The 24,595-nt window shown below is 38.1% G+C and carries 17 protein-coding genes and 1 pseudogene; 11 read left to right on the top strand and 7 right to left on the bottom strand.

Annotated elements, in window-relative coordinates; all coding sequences use genetic code 11:
* Nucleotide 1 precedes the first annotated feature (1 nt).
* From BM192_RS19010 to BM192_RS19000, 3 genes are all read left to right on the top strand, one after another.
* Nucleotides 2-634, top strand: coding sequence for a TlpA family protein disulfide reductase (locus BM192_RS19010; RefSeq protein WP_051760163.1), 633 nt, complete (start codon nt 2-4; stop codon nt 632-634).
* Nucleotides 635-1,055: 421 nt separating this feature from the next.
* The gene (locus BM192_RS19005) at nt 1,056-2,003 is read left to right on the top strand and encodes a CHC2 zinc finger domain-containing protein (protein ID WP_037443543.1); all 948 of its coding nucleotides are present in this window, start codon (nt 1,056-1,058) and stop codon (nt 2,001-2,003) included.
* Nucleotide 2,004: 1 nt separating this feature from the next.
* A complete protein-coding gene (locus BM192_RS19000; protein ID WP_037443545.1) occupies nt 2,005-2,559 on the top strand; it encodes a recombinase family protein in 555 nt (184 codons plus the stop codon).
* 483 nt (nt 2,560-3,042) lie between these two features.
* On the opposite strand, the gene BM192_RS18995 is transcribed toward BM192_RS19000, so the two are convergent.
* On the bottom strand, nt 3,043-6,078 hold the full coding sequence (locus BM192_RS18995) for an Eco57I restriction-modification methylase domain-containing protein (RefSeq protein WP_037443547.1): 3,036 nt from the start codon (nt 6,076-6,078) through the stop codon (nt 3,043-3,045).
* A 211-nt stretch (nt 6,079-6,289) separates the two neighbouring features.
* Nucleotides 6,290-7,483, bottom strand: coding sequence for a putative phage abortive infection protein (locus tag BM192_RS18990; RefSeq protein ID WP_074964087.1), 1,194 nt, complete (start codon nt 7,481-7,483; stop codon nt 6,290-6,292).
* 218 nt (nt 7,484-7,701) lie between these two features.
* On the opposite strand from BM192_RS18990, the gene BM192_RS18985 reads away from it, so the two are divergent.
* The 3 genes from BM192_RS18985 (at nt 7,702) to BM192_RS18975 (ending at nt 11,031) form a co-directional block, all read left to right on the top strand.
* A complete protein-coding gene (locus tag BM192_RS18985; protein ID WP_037443552.1) occupies nt 7,702-8,637 on the top strand; it encodes a hypothetical protein in 936 nt (311 codons plus the stop codon).
* Nucleotides 8,637-9,155, top strand: coding sequence for a hypothetical protein (locus tag BM192_RS18980; RefSeq protein WP_074964086.1), 519 nt, complete (start codon nt 8,637-8,639; stop codon nt 9,153-9,155). The genes BM192_RS18985 and BM192_RS18980 overlap by 1 nt, the downstream gene beginning before the upstream one ends.
* A 406-nt stretch (nt 9,156-9,561) precedes the next feature.
* Nucleotides 9,562-11,031, top strand: a complete 1,470-nt coding sequence (locus tag BM192_RS18975; protein WP_037443556.1) for a restriction endonuclease — start codon at nt 9,562-9,564, stop codon at nt 11,029-11,031.
* Nucleotides 11,032-11,044: 13 nt separating this feature from the next.
* Here BM192_RS18975 and BM192_RS18970 read toward each other — a convergent pair whose 3' ends face one another.
* From BM192_RS18970 to BM192_RS18950, 5 genes are all read right to left on the bottom strand, one after another.
* Nucleotides 11,045-12,799 carry a reverse transcriptase domain-containing protein gene (locus BM192_RS18970; protein WP_037443558.1) on the bottom strand — a complete coding sequence of 585 codons (1,755 nt, stop codon included), beginning with the start codon at nt 12,797-12,799 and terminating at the stop codon, nt 11,045-11,047.
* Between the two features lie 108 nt (nt 12,800-12,907).
* Nucleotides 12,908-13,936 carry a BT4734/BF3469 family protein gene (locus tag BM192_RS18965; RefSeq protein ID WP_037443560.1) on the bottom strand — a complete coding sequence of 343 codons (1,029 nt, stop codon included), beginning with the start codon at nt 13,934-13,936 and terminating at the stop codon, nt 12,908-12,910.
* A gap of 51 nt (nt 13,937-13,987) precedes the next feature.
* Nucleotides 13,988-14,764, bottom strand: a complete 777-nt coding sequence (locus BM192_RS18960) for a nucleotidyl transferase AbiEii/AbiGii toxin family protein (protein WP_051760167.1) — start codon at nt 14,762-14,764, stop codon at nt 13,988-13,990.
* Nucleotides 14,754-15,770, bottom strand: coding sequence for a type IV toxin-antitoxin system AbiEi family antitoxin (locus tag BM192_RS18955; protein WP_074964084.1), 1,017 nt, complete (start codon nt 15,768-15,770; stop codon nt 14,754-14,756). Before BM192_RS18955 ends, BM192_RS18960 begins: the two co-directional genes overlap by 11 nt.
* A 159-nt stretch (nt 15,771-15,929) precedes the next feature.
* Entirely contained in the window at nt 15,930-16,517 is a 588-nt protein-coding gene (locus tag BM192_RS18950) for a recombinase family protein (protein ID WP_074964083.1), read from the bottom strand.
* Between the two features lie 496 nt (nt 16,518-17,013).
* Between BM192_RS18950 and BM192_RS18945 the strand changes: the two genes are divergently transcribed.
* The 5 genes and pseudogenes from BM192_RS18945 to BM192_RS18920 all read left to right on the top strand — a co-directional run bounded on the left by BM192_RS18945 (nt 17,014) and on the right by BM192_RS18920 (nt 24,571).
* Complete coding sequence (locus BM192_RS18945) at nt 17,014-17,412, top strand: HYC_CC_PP family protein (protein WP_074964082.1); 399 nt, start codon at nt 17,014-17,016, stop codon at nt 17,410-17,412.
* A gap of 271 nt (nt 17,413-17,683) precedes the next feature.
* Nucleotides 17,684-20,917, top strand: a pseudogene (locus tag BM192_RS21375) (efflux RND transporter permease subunit).
* A complete protein-coding gene (locus tag BM192_RS18930; RefSeq protein WP_037438779.1) occupies nt 20,904-22,151 on the top strand; it encodes a TolC family protein in 1,248 nt (415 codons plus the stop codon). The pseudogene BM192_RS21375 and the gene BM192_RS18930 overlap by 14 nt, the downstream one beginning before the upstream one ends.
* Nucleotides 22,129-23,346, top strand: coding sequence for an efflux RND transporter periplasmic adaptor subunit (locus BM192_RS18925; protein WP_037438777.1), 1,218 nt, complete (start codon nt 22,129-22,131; stop codon nt 23,344-23,346). Before BM192_RS18930 ends, BM192_RS18925 begins: the two co-directional genes overlap by 23 nt.
* A 4-nt stretch (nt 23,347-23,350) precedes the next feature.
* Nucleotides 23,351-24,571, top strand: coding sequence for an efflux RND transporter periplasmic adaptor subunit (locus tag BM192_RS18920; protein ID WP_074964079.1), 1,221 nt, complete (start codon nt 23,351-23,353; stop codon nt 24,569-24,571).
* Nucleotides 24,572-24,595: the final 24 nt, after the last annotated feature.

The raw sequence follows: 24,595 nt of genomic DNA, 5'->3' as shown, positions 1-24,595 counted from the left end.
AATGAAGACAAGTAATCAGCAAAACAGCAAAACATTGAAAAGTTATATCACCTTTTCAAACGTCAGCAATATAGTGGTGTTACTACTGGTAGTAACTTTGGTATTTAGTGCAGATGCAAAAGGCCTGGTAATTGAGGGCTTAATGAAGATCGGGCTATTCCAACCTGATGTACCTAAGGTAGAGTCCAAGTCAAAAGCTCCAGCTGCCAATACGACCTCACCAACTCAAGATGTAAAATTTATGGACAGCAAGGGTAATACCATCAACCTTTCTGATCAAAAAGGTAAGGTGGTTTTTATAAACTTTTGGGCTACATGGTGTCCCCCATGCATCGCTGAAATGCCAACCATAGATCAACTGCATGAAAAATATAAAGATAAAAGTGATATCATGTTCTTGATGGTTGATGTAGATGGGAAGGTTGACGAATCAACCACCTTTATGAAAGATAAAGGCTTCCATCTTCCGGTTCATATTCCTGCAAGTGAAATGCCCAAAGCATTATTTGCCGGAAGCATGCCAACCACAGTCATCCTTGACAAATCAGGAAACATTGCCTTTCATCATGTTGGCGGTGCAGATTATAGTAATCCTAAGATTTCAGAGTTCATAGATCAACTTGTAAAGCAGTAATGTAATAAGTTTGGAAATCCAGGTATGTCATTACCTGGATTTTTAATCTTTTTTGTATATCAGAATTCGTAACTATGTTTAGCGTCTAATGCTAGACCAAATAAGGTATTTGCTTTTATCATTATTCCCTCATTAATTGACAACAATCAGGTGCCTCAAATATTGGAGTTGTATCTTCTATATGACTTCTTAAAAGCTAATGTATTAATGAAGGATTATCAGAAACTCATTTCACTAATCAAATCCATTTTCCGGTTTTTGATGATGAGTTTTTGATAATTTGGGTTACAAATAAACGAACGTTTAAACGTAATCCGTGTAAACCAATCAAAATTTTTTTTAGCCTATAAACGTTACAATAAAACGTGCGTAAAATGATTACACCTAATCAAATAATAATCTTACCTTTAAATGTAAAGCTATGAATACCAAAACCAATTATGCAGTATTAACCGCAGAAGCTGCAAGAATTAAATCTGAAATCTCTTTACTCGACTACTTTTTCAAACTGGAAAGTATCGGTACGCTTAGGTATGATGGGAAGAAAGGCAAAGAGTACTTTTTTGGTTTCGACCATCAAAAAACAGGTTCTATAAGTATCAAAGATAAAGACAACGTTTGGTACGATCATGCCCTGGGGGAAGGTGGCGACATAATTAAAGCCGTACAGAAGTTTGAGAACAAATCTTTTGTAGAAGCTATCAGGCGCCTATCCAATAATACTGATATTGTTGCAGATGGTTATCAGGCATTTTTCAAAAAGAATGGCGAGACCGAATATAACATTGAAATCAAAAAGGTTCTTGATAAGGTGCAGCATCCGGCCTTAATAGGTTATCTGCAAAGTAGGGGCTTAGACCTTAAAGATGTTGCCGGAGCAGCAAAGGAAGTCCACTGGACAAATGGGGAGGATAATTATTTTGGCATCGGTTTTCCAAATTCAAGTAATGGCTATGCGGTTAGATCAAAAGTATATAAAGGAAATTTGAATGGTGGTGGCATATCTACTTTTACTATCGGGAATAATCCCCAAAGTATAAAGTTATTTGAAGGGTCTATGGATTTTGCCAGTTACAGACATTTGTATCCTGATGAAAGCTATAATGCTATTTTGCTTAATGGTACGGGAAATTTAACGAAAGTTCTTTGCGAGAAGATCAATGCAAAGTCCATTGAAAAAAGTATCCCAGTACACTTATACTTTGACAATGGTCGTGATGGGGTAGGTGGTAAACATGCAACCCAAAAGGCTATTGAACTTGTAAAGGGTGCCATTGATAAGAGTTCCTTCTATGCTGATAAAGGACTTAATGACATTAACGATTTTTTAGTCAATCAGCAGACAGCAGATTTTAAGATCAAAAGATAATATGATATTTGGGTATAAACGTGTTTCAAAGAAAGATCAAAACTTAGACCTTCAAGATGATGCTTTGCATAACTATAAATGTGACAAGGTTTTCTTTGAAAAGGAAAGTGGCGTCAAAGTTAGGAAGGAATGGGAATCTTTATATTCAAAGCTTAGAGAAGGTGATACCGTTGTTGTTTGGAAAATTGACCGATTAGGCCGTAACGCTTTGCAACTAATCAAGCTTATGACCGAATTCAAAGTAAGAAATATTCGCTTTGTCTCAATCAGTGAAGATATTGATACTGATACACCAATGGGTAAGATTTGGTTTAGTCTAAATGCCATTCTCGCTGAAAATGAAAGATGTGTTCAAATAGAGCGAACCAACGCAGGATTAAAGGCCGCTAAAGAGCGTGGCAGGGTAGGAGGAAGGCCGAAAGGCTTAACACCCGATGCCATGTTGAAAATGAAAGCCGTAAAAAACCTATATGCTTCTAAAGTTAGTATAGCCCAAATCAGGAAAACCCTTAGTATCAAAAGTAATAGCACAGTTTACAAGTATCTTAAATATTAATTTTTATATATCAATCACGACGTGTTCACTAAATAATTCCAATGGCCACCGGGATAGCTGGCTATTATGATAGTAGCTTGTTTCCTCTGCAGAAATAAACCTTTACAAAATTCATTCTCTCCTTTAGTGGATTACTTGTAGCTAAAGATATAATTAAGGTCGGTGTACTATAATGCTATTGCCATTAGGCGGCTCAACTCTGATCGGAGAGCGCTTAAGCTCTGTTTTTTTACAGTCGTTCTTCTTACTTAGACAAAACTATTTAGCATGTGGTATATAGATATAAACACATCATGATATCTATATCTATCTGGAAGTTGCCTTCTTCTTTTGTTATATTTGGTATAACCGGAGTAAACCTACAGCTAAAAGAAAATACGCTCAAGTTAGGTCGGTATACTATAATGGTTTTGATATCATGCGGCTCAATTTCGATAGGAGAGCACTTTAAGCTTCGTTTTGTGAGACGAATGCTGCTAACCATTAGGATTCAATTATTTTAATATCCTCCTCACTAAGATTATAAAGCTTATAAATCGCATCGTCAATTTGTGATTCTGTTGAGGCAATCCGCTCTTCTAATAGTAGTGCCGTTGTCCTTTGTGACCGAAAAAAATCTAGCCACTCTGCTTGCTTTGATACAGTAACTTTTTGGGATTCAATATATTTTAGAAAAGTTGTCTCACTCAATTTCGTCCAATTCTTAAACTTTTTAAGCCAGGTAGAATCCTCAAACTTACTACTTAGAATAGACAGGAATGAATTTTCTGTTTTCTCCAATTCAGTCATCCATCTTGATAAATCAGATACCAGTTGGTGAAGAAACTCAGAATTGCTTGTTGTTCTTATTGGAAGCCTCTCAAGAAATACTACTTTGATTTCTGCCAACGGCTTATTTACCATATGGAAATTTTCAAATTGAAAAACCCACCTCATTAGTTTGGAGTTTAACAAGGCCATAAGAGCTTTATAGTCATGTTCATCCGTATTTCTAATTTTCAATACGTGCGCGGAATTGATACTGATACTATCTTGGTCATCGTATGCAACCAGAAGTTTGTCGTCTGTCCTTCGAATAAACAGTTTTTCACCTTTAAATATATCAATAGTCCTCGGTTCAGCTAGCCATGGGCCGTAATATATAAATTCATTATTGTTCAATAATTTATATCTCAAAACTTGAGTGCCTCTAATTACAGGCAACCACTTTTCACTTTTTTTCTCATATGCTGTAAAGGATTTCTGATTAACAACGTCCCTTGTTTGCTTGGGTGTTCCTTTTCCGACTTGATACGGCTTAACACCAGTTATGATTTTTGCTATAGAAACTAAGGGGACGCTGTCCGCAAATATCTTCTTCCTTAATAAAAAGCTATTTGCGGAGGCTCTATAATTTGTAATTAATTTATTTGCATTTAATATGTCCTTTAAAGCGAGAAAGTTCTGGTTATAACTTTCAATTGGAAGATCTCCATTTGCTTTAGATTTGGTCAGGATATTTATCTGATCATCTAAATTAGGTAGTGACTTAGAGAAAATGCTAACCATTGTTTCCACAACAGCGTCGCTGAAGGCGTCTAGCGTTTCAACTAAAGTGATAGCCCTATTCTCCATAAATAGATATTTTCTTAATTTCTCGCCATTTTCAAGTACCATAAAAGTATTGGGTGTAATAAAGCCTAAAAGTCCGGTTGACTTAAGAAGATGTTTCATACACAGCTCGAAGAAAAAACTGTATGTATCATAATTGTATTGAGTAATCGTGTAGTTAATGTCAAAATATCTCTTTTCTATTTCACGTACCTGAGCCCCGTATGGAGGATTACCAATAATAATATCAAAGCCGCCTTGTTCGAATACCTCCTTAAATTCATCTTGCCAGATAAATGCTTTCTCATTCGCTACTAATGGATCGTTGATTAATGAATTTCCAGTTTTGATATTGTTATTAAGGTTATTTAGCTTACGCCCTCTTCTTGCCGTTCTAAGCCATAATGATAATCTAGCGATTTCAGTGGCTTCATCATTAATATCAACTCCGTAAATATTCCTTTCTAATATTGTGTTCTCAATGTCTGATAAAACAATGCTACCACCTAACAACGATGCTCTTAATTCATCGATCTTACGATGCTCAAACGTTAAGAAATCAAGCGCCTGCGTCAAAAACGCACCTGAACCGCAAGATGGATCAAGTATTTTTAACTTAAGTAGCCACTCTCTATATTGGTTTAGTTGATTGTTCTGAAATTCTCTTTTTTTCGTGAGTGTTTTACTGGCTTTTGATGGAATGAACTGAAAGTCTTCATCGGATATACCAATTCTTTCTTTTTCAGTATTGCATATAGCACCTAAAGTATTTTCTACGATATATTTTGTAATGTATTTAGGCGTATAGAAGACACCATCTTTTTTACGTTTAGATATATTTTCAAGATGAAGGCTTGTGTCCTCGTCTTGAATATGCTCTAGCTCATTTAATGAATGTTCGAAGATGTGTCCAAGAATATTTACATCAACTTCAGTATCAAAGTCGTAATTGCTCAATTTAATTGAGCCATTATACAAGATTTGATCATCAATTACTAAGGAATCTAATAAGGGGTCTGGAGCAAATAATCCTCCATTATAAGCAAATATATCTATGTCCTTGCTTTTAAAGCCCGAATTTAGGTACTCAAAATTCTTTCGAAAACGGTCATATAGGGGGACATAGTTATCAAATTTATCCTTTAAGTCTGTCCAATCATTTAAGATCTTCCGCGTCCAGTTTGGTGAAACCAAGCCTTTATCCTCGGCAAAGAAAAGAAATAGAAATCTATCCAGTAATTTTTGGGTTTTTCTAAATATTAATAGTTTATCGACAGATCCGTTTTTCGCTTGAATATCCGAGAATAGGTTGATACGGAAATTTGAATAATCAGAATACAATTTTCTTGTGATATTCTCCTCCGCGCTATTTGATAATAGTCGCATTTGGTAGGGAATGTCGTTCGTCAAAGAATCCTTACTTAAACAAACCCAGAGCATTTGGAATTTATCATAAGATAAATTGAACAGATTGAATTCTTCAAAATTGATTGTGTTTTCTATATAGAATCTAATCTTCTGAAAATTGGACGTTATTACATATCTGCATCCTTGTTGATTATTTTTATAACCGAAAGCTTGAGCCTCAACAGTACTTAAGTCAATCGTCTTAGTGCTCTTTAATTCAATGACCGCTAAGACCTTAAGGCCATCTAAGATTGCACCGTCTGCTTTTTTGCTATTGTTTTCGTTTTTCTTCTCTGTTATTAAGTTAAAGTTGGGATTAGGGTTTAAAACATATCCTAAAACATCAACAAATAATTCTCGTAAAAATCCCTCCTGATATTGTTCCTCCTTGGAATTCAAAATGTTCCTTTGTTTAATTGGATCATTAAAAATGCTTGTGAAGATTTCAAATGCATTGCTGACAACATTTACATTTAGGTCCCGAATGTATTTTTTTAAAACTGATTGCTGAAATAATCCCATTTATACTATTATAGTTGCCTAAAGTAAGAATTGTTTTTATACAGTGTAAATGTCCTATCTCCGGATATTTTATTTACTTATTTTATGCGTGCTCTTTACCGATCTATTTTAGTCATGGCAGTCTATTAACCTTTTAGTATAAAAACTTCCTGGGCACAAAGCTTCCTTTCTTGAGACAAATATTTTCTTTTGATCCCTATGCGGAAGGGATCTATTCCCCTGATTCATACTTAATGGATGGATAATATGTACTGTATCTAAAACCGAATGAGCTTTCGCCTGGAAGGTTCTTGATCAAGTTGTATTCAGTGATCAAATGGTTTTTTCTTCGAAATTTGGCAATCTTATCTGGGTTCATGCCACTTTCCTCCTTATATTCCGCCAAAAGCTCCCATTTCATTCCCAGTGTGGAAATGCTATTAATGAATAAAAGCGCCTGCTCATAAGTTGAAAGTTGTGCACGAAGTGTCTTGCCGTAGAAATATTTTTCCTTCGCGTTCAGGTTGGGGTGGTAGTGCAGGTATTTATAAGTCTGAAACAAATGCCTGAAATAATGCCCAAGGCGATGCTGGTGACCTCCATAATATTTCATATAATCGTTTCGTACCAAATAGTTCAGCTCAGCACCTGACAGCGTGGGGTTTTTAATAACCGCCTTACGCTTAAAATCATAAAGTTCACGGATCTTTGCGCGCTGCTGGGTGACCGGCAAGCCTTTGAAGTAGAGGAAGTTTTTATACCTTAATTCATCAGTCTGCTTTGGCTTCAGCTTAATGTAAGCTAACAGATTACGAAAGTGCATGCCATCATACTTATTTCTGAACTTGTGTGTTAAAACCTGTTCGCCCTCATTGCCCATACCAAAGAAAACAATGCAATAAGCAGTATCGATCATAGCCATTTCCTTAACATCTATCTTGTTGTTAATGCGTCTGGCGATACCATCGAGTTCAAGCTTGTACTTGGGAAGAATGTAATCATCGGTTTTTCGGAAAAACTTTTTTACCTCTCGGTAACACTCCACAAATTCAGCATATATCAGCCGGAATACCTTACGGTTTTCAGCAAGCTCAATATGGCCGTCGACTTCCTTCGAAAGCCTCATTTCCTGGACGTTTTCCCTATGAAGTCTAAGCATCTCGAAAAAGGCCGCTTCAAATGCCTCGCGCTTATTTTGATTGGTCTGTTCCCTGAAGGAGAGATAGATCAAAAGTGTCCCAGATAATGCAAAAAGGGTTCCGACGATCCCACCGATAAAGTCGCCGACCTGCCCAGTGACATCCATCCTCCATTCGCCATTGCCGTTGACCTCAAAAGGTCCGGAGAGCGCATAGAAGAAATATCCTGAAATAGCGGCGCCTAGGCTGATCACAAAAAAAGAACATTTAATCAAAAATTTGTTCATGGTTTGCATTCATTTTAGTATTTCAGTGGTTAAGATAAGTTTAATCACGATACGATGTTAGTGTGTAAGAAAAGAATGACTGCCCGGTTTTAAGGAGAGTTGGCTGTGCGCTGTGCTTTTTACAAGACTTAGTACCAGTCTAACCATTAAGCTTGACAAGTTTTTTCATCATCTGGAGTTGTTTACATTATATTTGAGTTAAAAATTAACCTCTAATAATGAGTAACAAGGTCATCTTAATAGAAAAAACAATTCATTACTACAATCTCAGGTTTAAATTTGAAAAAGATTTTAAACCTACTGACGGCGACAAATTCAGGGCGCTTTTTGAAATTATTGTTATACTAGCAAAAACAAAAGCCAGAATTAGATATCAACGTTTTGGGGAAAAATCTATTTTTATCCAAGATGTAAAATTTCATCCCCAAATAAAACAAATATCAGGGAAACTTAGGTGTGTTAGAACCGATATTCTACCTGAGATAATGAATACGAAAACTGATGAATCCAGAGGTATTGAGGCATTAGCAGAGGAAGGGTTGCTTGAGACCACACACTTTATTATTGATTACTCAAAAAAAGATAAAAAACTGGCATTAGAATACAATCAATTTGGGGCAAAAATTAATGATTTTGTTTTGTATATTCAAAATATTGGATTGCATAAGAAAGCTGTTGATTCGCTTGGATATTCACCTTTAGTTAAAGATGAACTTTCTCAATATATAAGCAGAATAAATAGAACCAGTGAATTTATTGTCAAGATTCATAAGGACAATATTGAGAGAATAAAAGATGTTGATACAGGAATTTACACGGCAGCGAAAGCATCTTTAGACCAATTCGAGAGTGAATATGCACTCCTAGATTTAAAATTTGATTATCAGAAGAAAAAAGAAACAAAAAAAGTTAATCAATCTATATTCAATACAATTAGAAACCTAATTAAAAAACCAGAGAATTCAGAGCTATTCAATACTTTAAGCGTTAAAGCTGAGGACGAAAACAAGAATAATCGACTTGAAATATTTGATTTATTAGTGGATAAAGTGAAGAGTAATATAAAAGTCCAAAAACAACCAAGATATAGAACCATTATTTCTGCAGATATTCTAGAGAAAATGCAGGCTGAAATAATCCGTAAAAATATATAATGGAAAAAAAGTTTAGCTTCATTGATTTGTACCTCAGGCATCCTATTTCGGTTGATACCTTTTTAGTATGTTGTTTACTATTGATTAATTTTTTATGTCCGGTAATCTTCACATTAAAATACAGAGTAGATGAACAGTTAAGTGTTTTGTCAAGTCTGATTGGAACATGCGTTTCTTTAGCGGGTTTTATCTTGGCGGCGCTAACAATAATAGTTGCATTTAAGTCTAATATTGCCTATAAGCCACTTAGGGAAGCTGATAATCCGATGCAGCTCTTATTTTCAACTGATAACTATGCAAAAATTATCAAAGTATTTAAAGATGCAATTATTGAATTATCTGTTGTATTCATCGGATTATATATTGTATGGATAATGCTGGGCAATTTATCTCCATCGATAGTTCTATATTCCAATATTTATAGTGCCTTATTAATCTTTTCAACTGTTTTCAGAACCTTATTTGTTCTATTTTTAGTTTTAAGCTTAGATAAATCGAAGGAAAACATTGAGGAATAAATTAAGATCTAGAACTGTTTAAAAGTTCGTTATGTTCGTTTTTTGAAGACAGTTACTCCGGGAGAAGTTGAGTCGTAAGGCAGCTGCAAGATGAACAACTCTAAACGTGAATTTCCTAGTATTTACAGGCAAGAAATTTTACCTTTTTTTGCTGTTTTATAGAATAACAGACAATGTATCTATAAACAAGCATTTTTAAGCATTTGATATCTAGCAGAAAGGGTAGGCAATCAGTAATATAGGATAACACCGAACTAGGAATTTGATTGATTTTAGACAGGAAATATTACCAAGGAGGAAGTTGATAGGAGATGTGTCATCAAGACCTATAAAAATCGATTGATCTGATCGTATATAGTTGCTACGAATATGTTTATTTTTAACATGCGTAACAGCAGTTTGAAGTATGCAGAAACCCACTATAACCCGTTCGCTCGGGCAAATTCATTTTGAAGACCTTGAGCCCCATCGTTTCGAAGATTTAGTACGTCAATTAATTTATGATTATAAAGACTGGCAAAGCATTGAGGCTACCGGACGAGGTGGCGCAGATGATGGATATGATATTCGTGCCTATGAAAAACAAAGTTATTCCCCGCAAGATGGTGACGAAGAAATTGTGGAGTCCTTTTCTCCCATGAATGGTCGCTTATGGATGGTTCAATGCAAACGTGAGAAGGAAATGGGATCTTCAAAGGTTAAAAGCATTGTCAAAGGGGGGGTGGATCCAAATGAACCGCCTTACGGCTATATTCTAGCTGCAGCAGCTAACATCTCAAAGAAAACCTACGACTCATTCCGACACGAGTTGCAACTTGTCGGTGTCATGGAATTCTATCTATGGGGCAAGGCAGAACTAGAAGATTTGCTCCTATTACCTAAGAATGACCGGATCTTGTTTACGTTTTTTGGATTTTCACTAGTCACTAAACGCCAGTCAAAAACCAATGAACTGCGATCTAGAATAGCTGTAAAAAATAAACTTATTAGTCTGCTAGGCAGTAGTGCTGTTTTTTATCAAGATGTATTATTAAGGGATTTAAATGATGATTGTTACCCTTTTGCAGATCTCGACCCTGACTTCGCAGTTATGCCGAAATGGCAGCGAACCACCGCCTTTGAATATCATCCTCTTGGGATTTGGTGTCACGTACATGAATACTTTGGTTACATAGATCTAGAGAAAAAAGAATATGACTATGTGAGCTTACACGACTTCATTTCCAAAGATGACTATGATGATGAGCTAAGTATAAGACGCCACGAACAGCAAATGATGATCAGGAGTAATTGGGAGTTACTTCCCAGGCATCAACAGGTGAAAATCAAAATGGAAGGGCTTGTAAAATACAATGATATAGTGTTAGTTGATTCAAAAGGAGATTTCGAATATGAGATGCCTCACATCTTTTTAGAATACCAGGGGAAATTCGGTCCGTACGCGAGACTGCTTGATGTGGTTGACATAAATGGTGAGGAGATTCTGTTAAAAGACTTTAAACGTGTGAAATATTTTCCTGACAAGTTTGAGGAAATCAAACTGGGTAGGGTTCATGAAGATCTGCAGATTGAATTTAGCACTTTATTTGGAGTTGACGAGGATAAGCATAACTTATGGTCTGCATTATACAGTATCGATGACCGGTATACGCAACTGAAAAGCAAAGATATTATTTTGCTATCGGACGAAGAAGGTGAAAAAAAGTACCGGTGGATGGTAACATCAGTATATAACTGTAAAGTAAGTGATCACTTATTGCGCCATCAAGGGCTTAATCAGTTGAAAAGTCTAATAGAAACGCAGTTAAAAAATGCTGTATCGAATAATAAGAATATTAACGTATATGAACTTAAAAGGCTGCACGACTGGGAATAAACGATCACTTATTCTAAAGCTCATTCTTTAACGTTTGATAATAATAACTGAAAGGATAGCCATAGTAAATCTGTTCTTTTGTCTTAGCTTTTTCATCTTTATCACTTTCTTCAACAGATTCACTCTCCTGGATTTTATTAATCTTATTTCGTAATTTTAGTAAAAGCCGATTTCTGCTTGAATCTAGGCGCTTTAGCTGTATCCTTGAATACTTATTATCCGTCAGTAAGCGATAACCACTTGCCCAGCACATCTCATTTTTTATTTTTTGGCAATTCCAAAGGTTTACACGGCCCACTGACATACCAATCAAACGGTTTGCTACTGACTCGTAAATTGTTTTTTCACTACTTCTACAATGGGGATCCTTTAAAATGAGCTTAAGGTCTCCGACTACCTTAAACTGCTTTTTCATCTCTTTTAATAAGGAACTCTTCCTCACTCTCAGGAAGCCCTGATAGTTGATTTCATAACCAACAAAGCCAATCCAAGGTGAACCTATTCCGCGTTTTTCCCCCCATATATAACAGCTCTTAGATTTTTCTGACCAAAAATGTCGTGGATTTTCATAAGGGGTATTTACAGGCTGGTGAACTACTAGTTTTTTTGACTTTATTGCTGACAAGTATCTATCAAAAGCTAAAACACATTGTTCTTGATTCGGGTGTATGATCAACATATCGTCGCAAAATCTTACATATAGTAGGTTATTGTCATTCTGACTGGTAACATTTTTATCTACGCCATGTAAAACAACATTTGCAATCAATCCGGACAATGCACCACCTTGGGGGATTCCTATTTTAGCGGTAGCTATGTTTTTGTAGTATCCATTTGAAATAAGTTCGTCCTTTACCCAGCCGTATTCGCCTTTTTCTATTTTAAATTTTTGAAAATGCTTTTGTTCCTTATTCAAAGGTAGTACGCTACGGTTAAATGTGTAGACGTCGAGATAATCGTAGAGGATTCTTTTTGCATTATTTATATCTTCCGGAGGGTAATTCAATATTAATTTACGCTTAAAGAACTGCCTAAAAATTCTTTTTATTATGGTATGGTTCACTGTATCGAAGAACTTTTTCATATCGCATTCTGCAACAAACAGGCTCCCTTCATCATGTTTATTTCTGTACGCAAGTATTTCCTCGACAGGCTCATGATGGGTGGGACACATTTCCTTACCCTTAATCATACGTTTTGCGCGAAAGGCATATGACCGCTCAATAAACAATGGATCGAGTATAGTTGTTAAATACCTGTTGGTAATACTTAAGATAATTTTGTCTTTTAGACCAAAGGACGCGATCGGTCTACAAATATTTTTTTCGGTTAAGCTCGGCTTGTCTTCTTTTAACTTTGGGATGATATTGGGAGAACTAATTTTATAATCACCCGCGTGTAGTGCAGTCTGTATTTCCTTAATGAAATCTTTAAGCTTTATTAGGAAATCGGCAGCTGGGTCATTTCTTTCATAATATTTGATTGTCGCGTGCAGAGAAAGTAAAGTCTTTTCGCTAGTGCTTCGGGCGACCCCATCCTTTACACGTTTATGTTGCAGAACTGTCTTCCATTTTTTTCTAGATGGAAAGAGGCTGCATAGCAGTTTTTCGTTCTTAGCTGGACCGTTCTTATGATAGTTTTTATGCGGATTTGATGTGTGCAGATGGATTAAATGATCTTTATTCCTTTGATGAGCAAGCTTTACGCGCATTTTGCATAGGATTTCCAAAATTGCTCTATCCGACGAAAAGTCTTTAAAAACCGACATAAAGGAAAAGATTGAGGTTCCTGAATAAAAAATACTGAACTATCAGAGCGCCTCCTAACTTTGTCGTGCACAGAATGGCTGTTAATACTTGCGATTGAAATCCCAACTTCATAGGATCTCTTCCACCTTAGGTACCTCTCTCTTTTCCTTGAAACCCATTTGCTTTGCAAAATGGACTACAGTTGCAAAGCTAAACTTTCCCATTGAGTTTGCATAGCAGTAGTTCATCATATCCTTGCAACCGTCTTCATTAAACTTACTTCCATCCATTTTAGATAGAGAAAGGAAATATTTCGTACCAAGCTCATATGTAAAGGTATTTGCTATCGCATAACCAACCTGATACCAGTTGTTAAAGCTGTCAGTTATCGAAAGGTCTCGTTTATTAAGATATCTGATTATAGCTTGAATGCGAGTTCTATCTTTTTGTTTATTTTTACGATATGGATTAAATTTTTGATTTCCAGTCGGTTCTGCGGCATATGTATAGTTCGTTGAACGTACAATTTCTCTGATGACAACTGCATCAGCTTCTGTGTAAGTAACAGGAAATGATTCAAAATTATCCTTTCTTACCCAAAGCGACGGATCGTAAGAGAAGAAACATAGCCTAGTAACATCACTTCCGCTTTTATCAATTTCAACTCCATACTTTTCCAGCATGTAAGTATAAACCTTTCTGAAGCCATAGGTATGACGAAAATTAACATCCTCCGCTGGGAAGCCATTTCCGAAGTCAAAATGAATAAGCCCTTTTAAACCTACTTTTGATGGAGATTCCCAAAATGCCCATACATATGGATCTGTTGAAAACACCTCTTTAGTCGAAATCATCTGTTCACTATTAAGTTTATCGATGTCTAGTACAAGCAGCTGATTGTAGTGAGATATGGAATACCTATTTCTTTTAACGTTAAAATTAGCAGAAAACGTAATTGCAGGGAGTCTTCTTTTTTCCTGGTCATAGGTCGCTCGGTCCCCCTTATCCAAGTATTCCCGTAGTCGGTTGACTCGAGAGCTGTAAGTTCCATTTCGAATCATTTCAAGGCTTTTTCCTACTTGAATCTGGTTAGAAATACCACGCCACGAATTTGCCTGAAAGGATGTAGTTAAAGAAAGTAGGTGATCAGACGTCATATTTGGTGTTAGATATTCAAGTTTACGAAAATGATTTCTTCATTTATATTTTTATTGTTCATCCTTCATCCCTGCTAGCATGGCAAGCCACCTGGCCGTTTCCCGTTTGGCAAGAATTTCCATTATCCTCTGCGCCAGTTCAGGTGAGTCTTCAAGCATTATTTTCATTTTTCTTCCTATTAATCTCGCACATACTAGGCGAATGTAGTCGGCATTCGCTGTATCATACAGCTCCATTATATCATAATGCACCAAATAAATATCATCATCATAGAGATCAAAGTATGATTGAATTATATGCTCGATATCTGTAATATCTTTTGTTCTCTGCGGTCGATCATTATTCGCAATAAGCTTCAGCAATACAATTCCCTCCATAGTGCATACCTTGATGATTTGCCCGTTTGCTAATTCAAAGTCTTTAACAAAAGGATATATTTCAGTAAAGCCAGGCATATTCAAGACAAAGGTGGGGTCTGTTAAAGTTACGTTCCTATTTGGCTGTTCAATTTGCCCAAACGGCAGTAAGTCAACCTCTATACTTTTTTTGTAGATTAACTTGATCGTTTCTGTTTCGTGTGCATCAAAATGGTTAGTATCGATCAATGCGGCCTTGACTTCATTATACTGTCCTTCATCATTTATGGTGATAGCCAAGTCTACGTCTTTTGTTGCACGCGCTGAAGATAGCTCTTCGTTTTTCGAGAGATGTATGTCGCGTGCTATAGCTCCAACAAGATAGAAATCAATGTCAAACTTTAAGAATACAACTTGCAAGTTCGTGAGCATTTCAGCCACCGCTGGCGCAATGATGGGATTATTTGACATATTTCTCTTTTATGCGCATCGCGGTTTCTCGATTCCTGCTGTCAAAGCTGCTAATTAACTCAGCATATGCTAGTAAAGCAGGCACTGTATCTTCATTGGAAACAACTACTTCTTCATTCCAAAAAGGCCTAAGTAATTCAACCTCACCATTCTGATCGGGAACTATTCTAAGTTTTCTCATCAATTCAAAGCGATCCTCATTTGAGTATACCGTGTAAACCTCTGGAGTAAGATAGTTAGTAAGAATGGCCCCCGCAGTTTCAGCGCCCCAATATATTCCAAGATCAGAAGGTATGTGGCTGTGCCAGTTTTCTCTATCTTCTTTTTTATTAAAGCGAAATTTTCCAACCAGTTGTTTAGGCCGAAGAACAGCCCTGTACATATCCGCCCATTTGTCGATTAACATGGTTTTATTCTCTAATAATAACGTCTCCTTCCTATTTCTTGCTCCTGTGATTACATAACCTTCTTTTTTCATCTCATAAATAAAACTACCTACATTTCCCAGGGCCACACCTGCCGTGTAGGCGATATTTCTATATGATGAATTCAGGAGCTCCTGGTCCATTAAGACTGCAAAGAGAAACTTCATGCCGGTGGGAGCCCATAGCTTGGTCTCCTCAGTTGCTTTTAATGGTGGGCTTTTTTGATCATTAATGTATATGTATATACCAGGTGTCTCAATATAGCAGTTTCCAGAACTTTCGATATAACTTATTCCTTGTGATCTTAGCTCATCTTTCATAGGTGTAGGAATGTACCTTGAAATCATAATGATATTTCCTTCAGTAGATTCTCTTTTATTCAGGACATACGACAGTGCAGCAGTTCGGAGTTCGTTTTTAACCTCTACTTCTAAAACATAGCTTTGCTGGCCCTTAGAGATCTCAATAATGGCATCTATAGTTTCTCGTTTTTGACTAATGATATTTAGAATTTTAGCATTAATCCCTGTAACCTCTTTTAACTTGTTTAATGCAGGGATCAAAATCTGTTCTTCTCTCATGTTCAATATAAGTTATCGTTCACGTTACCTGAACATTCAAAACTAATGAACATTTATTATGAATCAAACTATTATCGAAATATTGTTCAAAATTACATGATGTTCATGAATCATGAACATCATGTAATTTTGAACAATTCAGTTTACTTCTAGATAATTTTATGTTTTAGCTGCTAACGCCCACTGATTAGCAATTTTTAAAAATCTATAGGCTGTTGCTCTACTAATGGAAAGGTCATCGGCAATCTCCTGTACTGTTTTATCTTGTTGATCATAGAGAACCTTAACCGCCTTAATTTTGCTAATAATTTCTTTACTATATCCAGGAGGTCGACCGCCTTTTCTGCCTCTTGCTCTTGCTGCAGCTAAGCCAGCTCTAGTTCGCTCACTAATAATTTCTCTCTCGAATTCGGCTAAAGACGCAAAGATGTTGAATGTAAATCTCCCTGTCGCCGTACTTGTATCAATGCTATCTTGAATACTTACGAATGTTACACCTAGATCCTTCATCTTTGAAATCAAGTCAATCAGATCTCTTAATGACCTGCCCAGTCTGTCAAGTTTCCAAACTACGATGCTATCACCCTTTCTTAGTATGCTGAATAACTTAATAAGTTGAGGTCTATCCTTCGAAGCTCCGGATATTTTTTCCTCAAATATCTGTTCACATCCGAATTGCTCCAGTGTATCCAACTGTAAGTCTAAGTTCTGGTCTGATGTACTGACCCTGGCGTATCCAATTTTCATAAAAAACGTTATAAGCAAAGATAATAATGCATAGATTATTGAGACGGATTAGTGAGACAATAATCTATTTACATCTTTAAAGATAACCTAATTTAAAGAGTTGTCTCAAAAATGGATCGTTTTGTGAGCCTACATATAGCGGTTAAAACTAATTCGTGACTATGGCCAAACGAATTCATTAATTATTTTAATTGGTGGGGTAAGGTTGGGAGATGATCTTTACTCTAATCGGAGCCTTCTTGTAATTAGTCGCGATTATCGTTCAGCTTGCCGTAGGATTATTTATCGGTGCTACATGTTTAGTTGTAATTTGGAATTGGTTTATTAAGAATATAGAAGCTTAGTTAGTGCATGTGTAAAATAGACGTAAGATTTTTCATTAGAAAGAACACAAAAAGAGCCTATTTTTTTGAAAACACGCATTTCTTTGGGTCATATAACTATTGGTCGGAATTATATAAAAAAAAGTAAAATCTATTTTTTAGTTTTGTGCCAAATGAAAAAGACACTGCTAATTTTTCTTGCCGTTTTTTACTTTGGTATATCCCAAGGGGCAACAGTGTATCTTCATTATTGCATGGGGGAGTTAGTCCAAATGGGCATGATAGAATCTCAATCGCCTTCCTGTGATTTTTGTGGCATGACCTCAAAACAGGCAAAAGAAAAAACCTGTTGCGAAAAAGAAACAAAGCTACTAAAGGTTGATGAATCCCAGAAGACGGTCCCAAGCCATTTTCAGTTTGAACAAGCGCCAGCTATTGTTTTAAAAACCATCACTTGGCAAACAAAGAATGTTATTATTCCAATAGAATTGGGTAAAGCATCTTTAAGTAATGCTCCTCCACAAAAGCAAGATATTCCAGTCTTTATCCGAAACTGTACTTACAGAATTTGATTCCTCTTCTCTACCGTCCTACACTTTCGTGTACTGGCTATAGCATCGCTACAGCCTAAATTTTCTATGAATTATTCATTATAAAATTAATAATTCAATCATTCAATTTACTACTGATTTTTACTTGGTTCCGCATTTTCAGAACCGCTTTTGCACTATTAATCTCTTGTAGATGTAAAAGATGATACCTGTAAAAATTTATAGTACATGGTGATTGATCAAACCAAGAACATTCCCGATACTATGATAGTCATCGGTTGAACAAAAACACATGGTACATAAACTAATAGAATGGTCCCTTAAAAACAGGTGGATCGTCCTCATGCTGGCTACGGGCCTGTTTGTATGGGGGATCTTTGCTGTTAAAAAGAATCCCATTGATGCTATACCTGACCTCTCGGAAAATCAAGTTATCGTTTTTACGGAATGGATGGGCAGGTCTCCTCAATTAATTGAAGATCAGATTACCTATCCACTGGTCACTAATCTACAGGGTATTCCTAAAATTAAATACGTGAGAGGCTCATCCATGTTTGGAATGAGCTTTATCTACGTGATCTTTGAAGATGATGTGGATGTTTACTGGGCACGAGAACGAGTACTGGAACGCTTGAGTACGGTTACCGGCACGCTGCCAACCGGTGTTGCACCACAGCTTGGACCTGATGGGACAGGTGTAGGCCACGTGTTATGGTACACTCTGGATGCGCCTAATATCGATTTGGGTGAGCAGCGTGCCATCCAGGACTGGTACGTGAAATTTGCCCTTCAAAACGTCCCTGGCGTGAGTGAAATTGCCTCCTTTGGGGGATTTCAGAAGCAATACCAGATTGCGATAGACCCCAATAAATTACTTTACTATAAACTATCGGTTCCAGAAGTTATTGCAGCGGTGCGCGCCAACAATAATGAATCGGGAGGCCGTAAATTTGAAATGAGTGATATTGGTTATATCATTAAAACATCTGGTTACCTGAAATCCCTGGAGGAAATTGAAAAAATTCCTATTAAAAATCAAAAAGGAACACCCATCAAGGTGTCTGATGTGGCCGCAGTACAGATGACCGGAGAAACCAGGCTTGGTATTTTTGATCAGGATGGAGAAGGAGAACGGGTTGGTGGAATTGTGGTGATGCGCTATGGCGAAAATGCCGACGAAGTAATTGATGGGGTTAAAGCCAAAATGAAGGAAGTTTCTAAGGGCTTGCCCGCAGGAGTTAAGTTTGACATTGTGTACGACAGGGGAGAACTCATCAAGGAATCAGTAGATTCTATTACAACTACGATTATTGAGGAAATGATTGTCGTATCCCTTGTTGTAATTGTCTTTTTATTTCACTGGCGCAGTGCTGTAAGTATTATCATTCAGATTCCTATTACTATTGCAGCGAGCTTTATTTTATTAAATGCATTCGATATCTCCTCAAACATCATGTCCCTTACCGGAATAGCCCTGGCCATAGGGGTAATTGTAGATAATGGAATTGTGATGAGTGAGAACGCTTACAAGCATTTGTCTGAAAAATATGAATTGTGGCAAAATGAACAACAAAAAAATTAATGAAATATGAGAACCTGGTTTAAAAATTTATTTAAAAAAAGTCCAGACTGGATTTCTGAGGAAGAAAGGCTCAAAGTTATTGAAAAGTCCAGCAAACAGGTTTCAAGGGGCGTGTTTTTTGCAACAGTTATTATTATTACTTCTTTTTTGCCTGTATTTATGCTGACCGGACAAGAAGGGAAAATGTTTCATCCACTTGCATACACTAAAACCTTTATAATGATTGTGGATGCTTTACTGGTGCTTACCCTGGCGCCGGTGCTCATTTCCTTTTTTATGAAGGGAAAGTTTCGACCCGATCATGCAAACCCGGTGAACAGGTTTCTGGAAAAGTTTTATGAGCCTGTAATCAGAACGGTATTAAATTGGCGTAAAACCACTATAGCGATCAATATCATTGCCCTGCTGATCACTATTCCTTTGTTGAAAAATCTGGGCACTGAGTTTATGCCGGCGCTGGATGAACAAAGCATTCTTTTTATGCCGGTAACGTTGCCCGACGTTTCCAATAATGAAGCAAAACGCATTTTACAGATACAGGACAAGATCATTAAATCGGTGCCTGAGGTTGATAAAGTTTTAGGTAAAGCAGGCCGCGCCAGTACAGCGACAGATAACTCGCCAATTAGCATGATTGAAACCATTATTATGCTCAAACCTAAGTCTGAGTGGCGCGAGGGTATGACTAAAAAAGGTATTATTGATGAACTAGACAAAAAGCTCCAGATTCCGGGTGTGGTAAACGGTTGGACACAACCTATCATTAACCGTATTAATATGTTGGCTACAGGGATCCGTACGGATGTAGGCGTTAAAATATACGGACAAAACCTCGATAGCATCGCGTCGATTTCCGAAAGGGTAAAAAAGGCCCTGGAAGGCACTAGCGGTGTGACCGACCTTTATGTAGACCCTATTACAGGGGGTAAATACCTGTCTGTAGATGTGAAGCGGGAGGAACTAGCCCGTTATGGTTTAACCGTAGATGATATTAATCAAACTGTAGAATCGGCTCTAGGCGGTGCTGCCATTGGTAATACCATTGAAGGCAGACAACGTTTTTCAATTAGTGTGCGCTTAGGACAGGAGTTCCGAAACAGTGTAGAAAGTATCAAACGCATTCCCTTGCAATCAGCAAGCATGGGCGAAATTCCCTTATCAGCTGTGGCTGATATAGGCTTTGAAGATGGGCCGCCAATGATCAATTCTGAAAATGCATTATTGAGAGGTGCGGTGATGTTCAACGTGCGTGATAGGGATTTGGGAAGCACCGTAAATGAAGCTATCGAAAAATTAAATAAAACCAACGGCATTCTGCCGGAAGGCTATTTCCTGGAATGGAGTGGTCAATATGAAAACATGATCCGCGGACAGCAAACCTTGATGTGGATTGCTCCAATCGTGCTGGTGATCATTTTCTTCTCGCTTTACTTTGCATTTCATTCAATTAGAGAAGCATTTTTAAGCCTGATCACCGTGCCTTTTGCCCTCATAGGCGGCGCTTATATCATCTACTTCTGGGGTGTCAGTTTATCTGTAGGGGTTGCCGTAGGTTTTATTGCTTTGTTTGGCATTGCAGTAGAAACAGGGATTGTGATGGTTATTTACTTAAATGATGCCATGAATCAGTTGATTAAACTTAAAGGCAATTCAAGTGAAACGATTAGTAAAGAAGATCTTCGGGAGTATGTGGTCAAAGGTGCAGCCAAGCGTCTGCGTCCAAAACTAATGACAGTTTGTGTATCGCTATTTGGTTTGATACCGGTGTTGTGGGCTACTGGCGTGGGTACAGATGTGATGCAGCCTATTGTGCTGCCTATGATTGGAGGAGTACTCACCTCCTCGACACATATTCTGCTGGTAACCCCATTGATCTTTTTAATGAGCAAGGAATATGAATTGAGAAAATATGGAAAATTGGAGGTAAGTGATGCACAGCATTAAAAAAACAGTGTTGCTGTTAGCGGTTTTACCGCTACAGCTATTAGCACAACAACATACCATGTCATTGGATACGGTTTTAAAACGAATAGAGAATAATAACCTGTTGTTGCAGACTTATGCTTTAAAAGCAGAAAGCTTTAAACACAAGGCAAAGGCAGGTACAGCATGGATGGCACCTATGGTAGGTGTTGGAACTTTTATGACACCTTATCCCGGAAGTCAAATAATGGATGACAGGGACAAAGGTTCCATCATGTTCCAGTTGGAACAGGATATTCCAAACCCAGGCAAACTTAATGCACAAAGGCGGTATGAAGAATCCAAAGGAGATGTAGAGCTGGCAGGGCGTGCCATTGCTTTGAATGAGTTCAAAGCCCAGGCGAAAGCCCTATACTATACATGGATCGTAGCTAGCGAGCGCATTCAGGTGCTCCAAGAGAATGATAAAATCATGCAGATGATGAAAAAGATCGAGCAGATTCGCTATCCCTATAACCAGTCCCAGTTATCCGGGGTTTTTAGAGCAAATGCTAAAATTGAAGAAAACCAGAATATGATCCGGATGCAGCAAGGAGATATTGCAAAGGCTAAGGCATGGCTAAACAGCTTGATGAATTTACCAGGAAACCAGGATTTGGAGATTGATTCAACTTTTGTTCCGCAGTATTTAGCAGAAGCTAAGATTGACACCATGCTGCTTGCTGGCCAGCGAAAGGACATCCTTCAAATGGAACAAAACATACGTTCAATGAAACTAGGACTAAATGCCATGAAGGCTCAGGCAAAACCCGATTTTAAAATCAGGTTTGACCACATGAGCCCATTAAGCAATATGATGCCTCAAGCATATAGCGTAATGGGGATGATCAGCATTCCAATCGCACCATGGTCGTCAAAAATGTATAAATCCGAGGCTAAGGCTATGGATTATGAAATACAGGCTATGGAAAAACAGCGTGGGGGAATGTTGCAGGAAAGCCAGGGCATGTTAACCGGGATGCATTATGAAATACTGTCCATGCAGAATAGGATAACTGCCATGGAGCAAACAATCATCCCTGCTTTAAAAAAGACGATGGATGCAGACTTTGTCAATTATCAGGAGAATAAGTTACAGCTTCCGGCAGTCATTAGTTCCTGGGAAGCGCTGACCATGATGCAGATCAATGTACTGGATGAAAAAATGAAATTATATAATATGATCGTTGATTATGAAAAAGAATTATATCGTTAGGCTATCATTATTCTTAACGATCGGGGTGGCTGTGGCTGCCTGTCAAAATAAGAAAAGTGAACCCTCTTCAAGCGCGCAAAAGCATGCGGAAAGAGACACCAGCCTGAACTATTTATTGAAACCAGCTAATGAGCAGGTCATTGCAAATATTCCTTTAATACGGGCCAGGGAAGGTTCAAGTATTTTCATTCGTGAGGTACAAGGCCGCATAGCCTATGATACCCGTAACCAGGTTAACCTGGCCAGCCGCGTTTCCGGGCGCATTGAAAAACTGTATGTTAAGTACAATTATCAGCCGGTAAATAAGGGACAGCTGATCATGGAAATTTACTCACCAGACCTTGCAGCAGCCCAGCGGGAACTTCTATTGATTCATGGCTCTGGAAATCAAGATGGCATGCTGGAACCTGCAAAGCAAAGACTAATGCTCCTTGGCATGGACCCCGCACAAATCAGCAAAGTGCTGCGTACAGGGCAGATTTTTTATAGAATTCCGGTCTACAGTAATGCTACCGGTTTCATTTTGGAGAAACAGGCTGCAACCACTGCTGCTCAACCCCCCGCTCCGATGCCTTCGGCTGCTGTCGGTGCAGGAATGGGTGATATGGCTTCAGGGGACGCAGGAAGTGTGCCGGCCAGCCAAACTGCGGCAAGCCCAGTAAGTTCGGCGGTTTTGCTTCGCGAAGGACAATACCTGAGTGCCGGACAGAATATGTTCACCATCTATCGAGCTGGTGACCTGGTGGCAGAATTTTCTTTAACCCCTGATGTTGCTTCACAGGTGGATAAACAAGCAAAGGTGCTCATTCAAAGAACCGCAAATAAACAGCAAACGCTGACTGGTAAAATCGGATTAATTCAACCGGTTTTTAATGCCGGTGAAAATTTTGTCCTGGCAAGGGTTTACCTCCAGAAAAGCGGACTGAAACCGGGGGAACTGGTCACTGGCCAGATTCCTTTCTTAGCTAAGAAGGGAGTTTGGTTACCAAAAGAGGCAGTGGTGTCTATCGGTAACCAGTATGTAGTTTTTAAAAAAGAAGGGAAGGTTTTTATTCCTAAAACTGTAAAAACAGGCGTTAGTCAAAATAATCAAATACAAGTTTTTGAGGAGCTTAGCGGATGGGATCTTGCTAAAAATGCCTATTACCTAATTGACAGTGAAAGTTTCATTAAAACACCAAAAAAGGGAGAGTAACACCATGGAAAGAAAAGAATTTATAAAAAGCTTGACTATAGCCCTGCTCACACCTACCTTATTTCTTGCGGCCTGTAGCGATGATAAGAAAAAAGGTGATCAAAATTCAAATGTCAACTCACAAACTTTTACCTGTCCGATGCATCCCCAGGTGGTGCAGGATAAGATGGGGACATGTCCAGTTTGTGGGATGGATCTGGTTCCTTTTGAAAAAAACTCTGCTGATGCCGCCCTGCACTTGGATGAAAGCCAAAGGGCACTGGCCAATGTCACAACCATGGCAGTTGGGTTAAATGGATTTAATACCTATAAACAATTGAACGGAAGACTGGTTGTTAACCCGGATAAAACGGAATACATCTCAAGCAGGGTAGCTGGAAGGCTGGACCGTTTATATGTGCGGCAGACGGGAGAGAAGATTAGCAAAGGACAGCCCTTATATCAAATCTACTCAGAGCAACTGGCTTCCTTACAACAGGAATACCTGCTTGCCCTGACGCAGGCAGCACAGTTCCCTGGTGATAAGACTTTTTCGCAAATTTTAAAGTCGTCCAGGCAGAAATTAAGCTTGTACGGACAATCTGAAGGTCAGATCAAGGCGCTGCAAAATAGTAAAAAAACCAACCCGAACATTACCTATATGGCACCCCAAAACGGTACGGTTGCCGAATTGTCGGTTACCGAGGGCCAGTATGTGGCCGAGGGAAGCCCGATCATGCGCCTGGAAGGCTATCAATCTTTATGGGTGGAGGCAGATATCTATCCATCTGAGCTTGGAAGCATCAAAGAAGGCCAGCAGGTGAAAGTTGTGATCCCAGGTTGGGAAGATCAGCCTCAACTGGTGACCATTAAGTTTATGAACCCTGCTTTACAGGCAGATGGCCAACTGATACAACTAAGGGGAGCCATGCCTAATCCGAACAATCAATGGCAACCAGGTTTACAGGCTAATGTATTTGTGCCCACCCAAAGTAAAGGAGATGTCCTTAACCTTCCGGTAGATGCAGTGATCCGTAGCGGAAAAGGTGCCCATGTATGGATTGAAAAAGAACAGGGCAAGTTTGAGCCTCAAATCGTAAAAACCGGAATGGAAAGTTTCGACACGGTAGAAATCAAAGAAGGTTTGAAAGCGGGTGATCAGGTGGTGGTCACCGGTGCATATTTGCTTTATAGCGAGTATATCCTTAAAAAAGGGAAAGATCCCATGGCAAGTGCAAAAATGTAAAACAACAATTAAATAAAAACACAA

Source organism: Pedobacter antarcticus (genome assembly GCF_900112985.1).
Classification (GTDB): Bacteria; Bacteroidota; Bacteroidia; order Sphingobacteriales; family Sphingobacteriaceae; genus Pedobacter; species Pedobacter antarcticus.
Note: the sequence above shows the minus strand (reverse complement) of the source record. Positions and strands in the feature narration are given on the sequence as shown.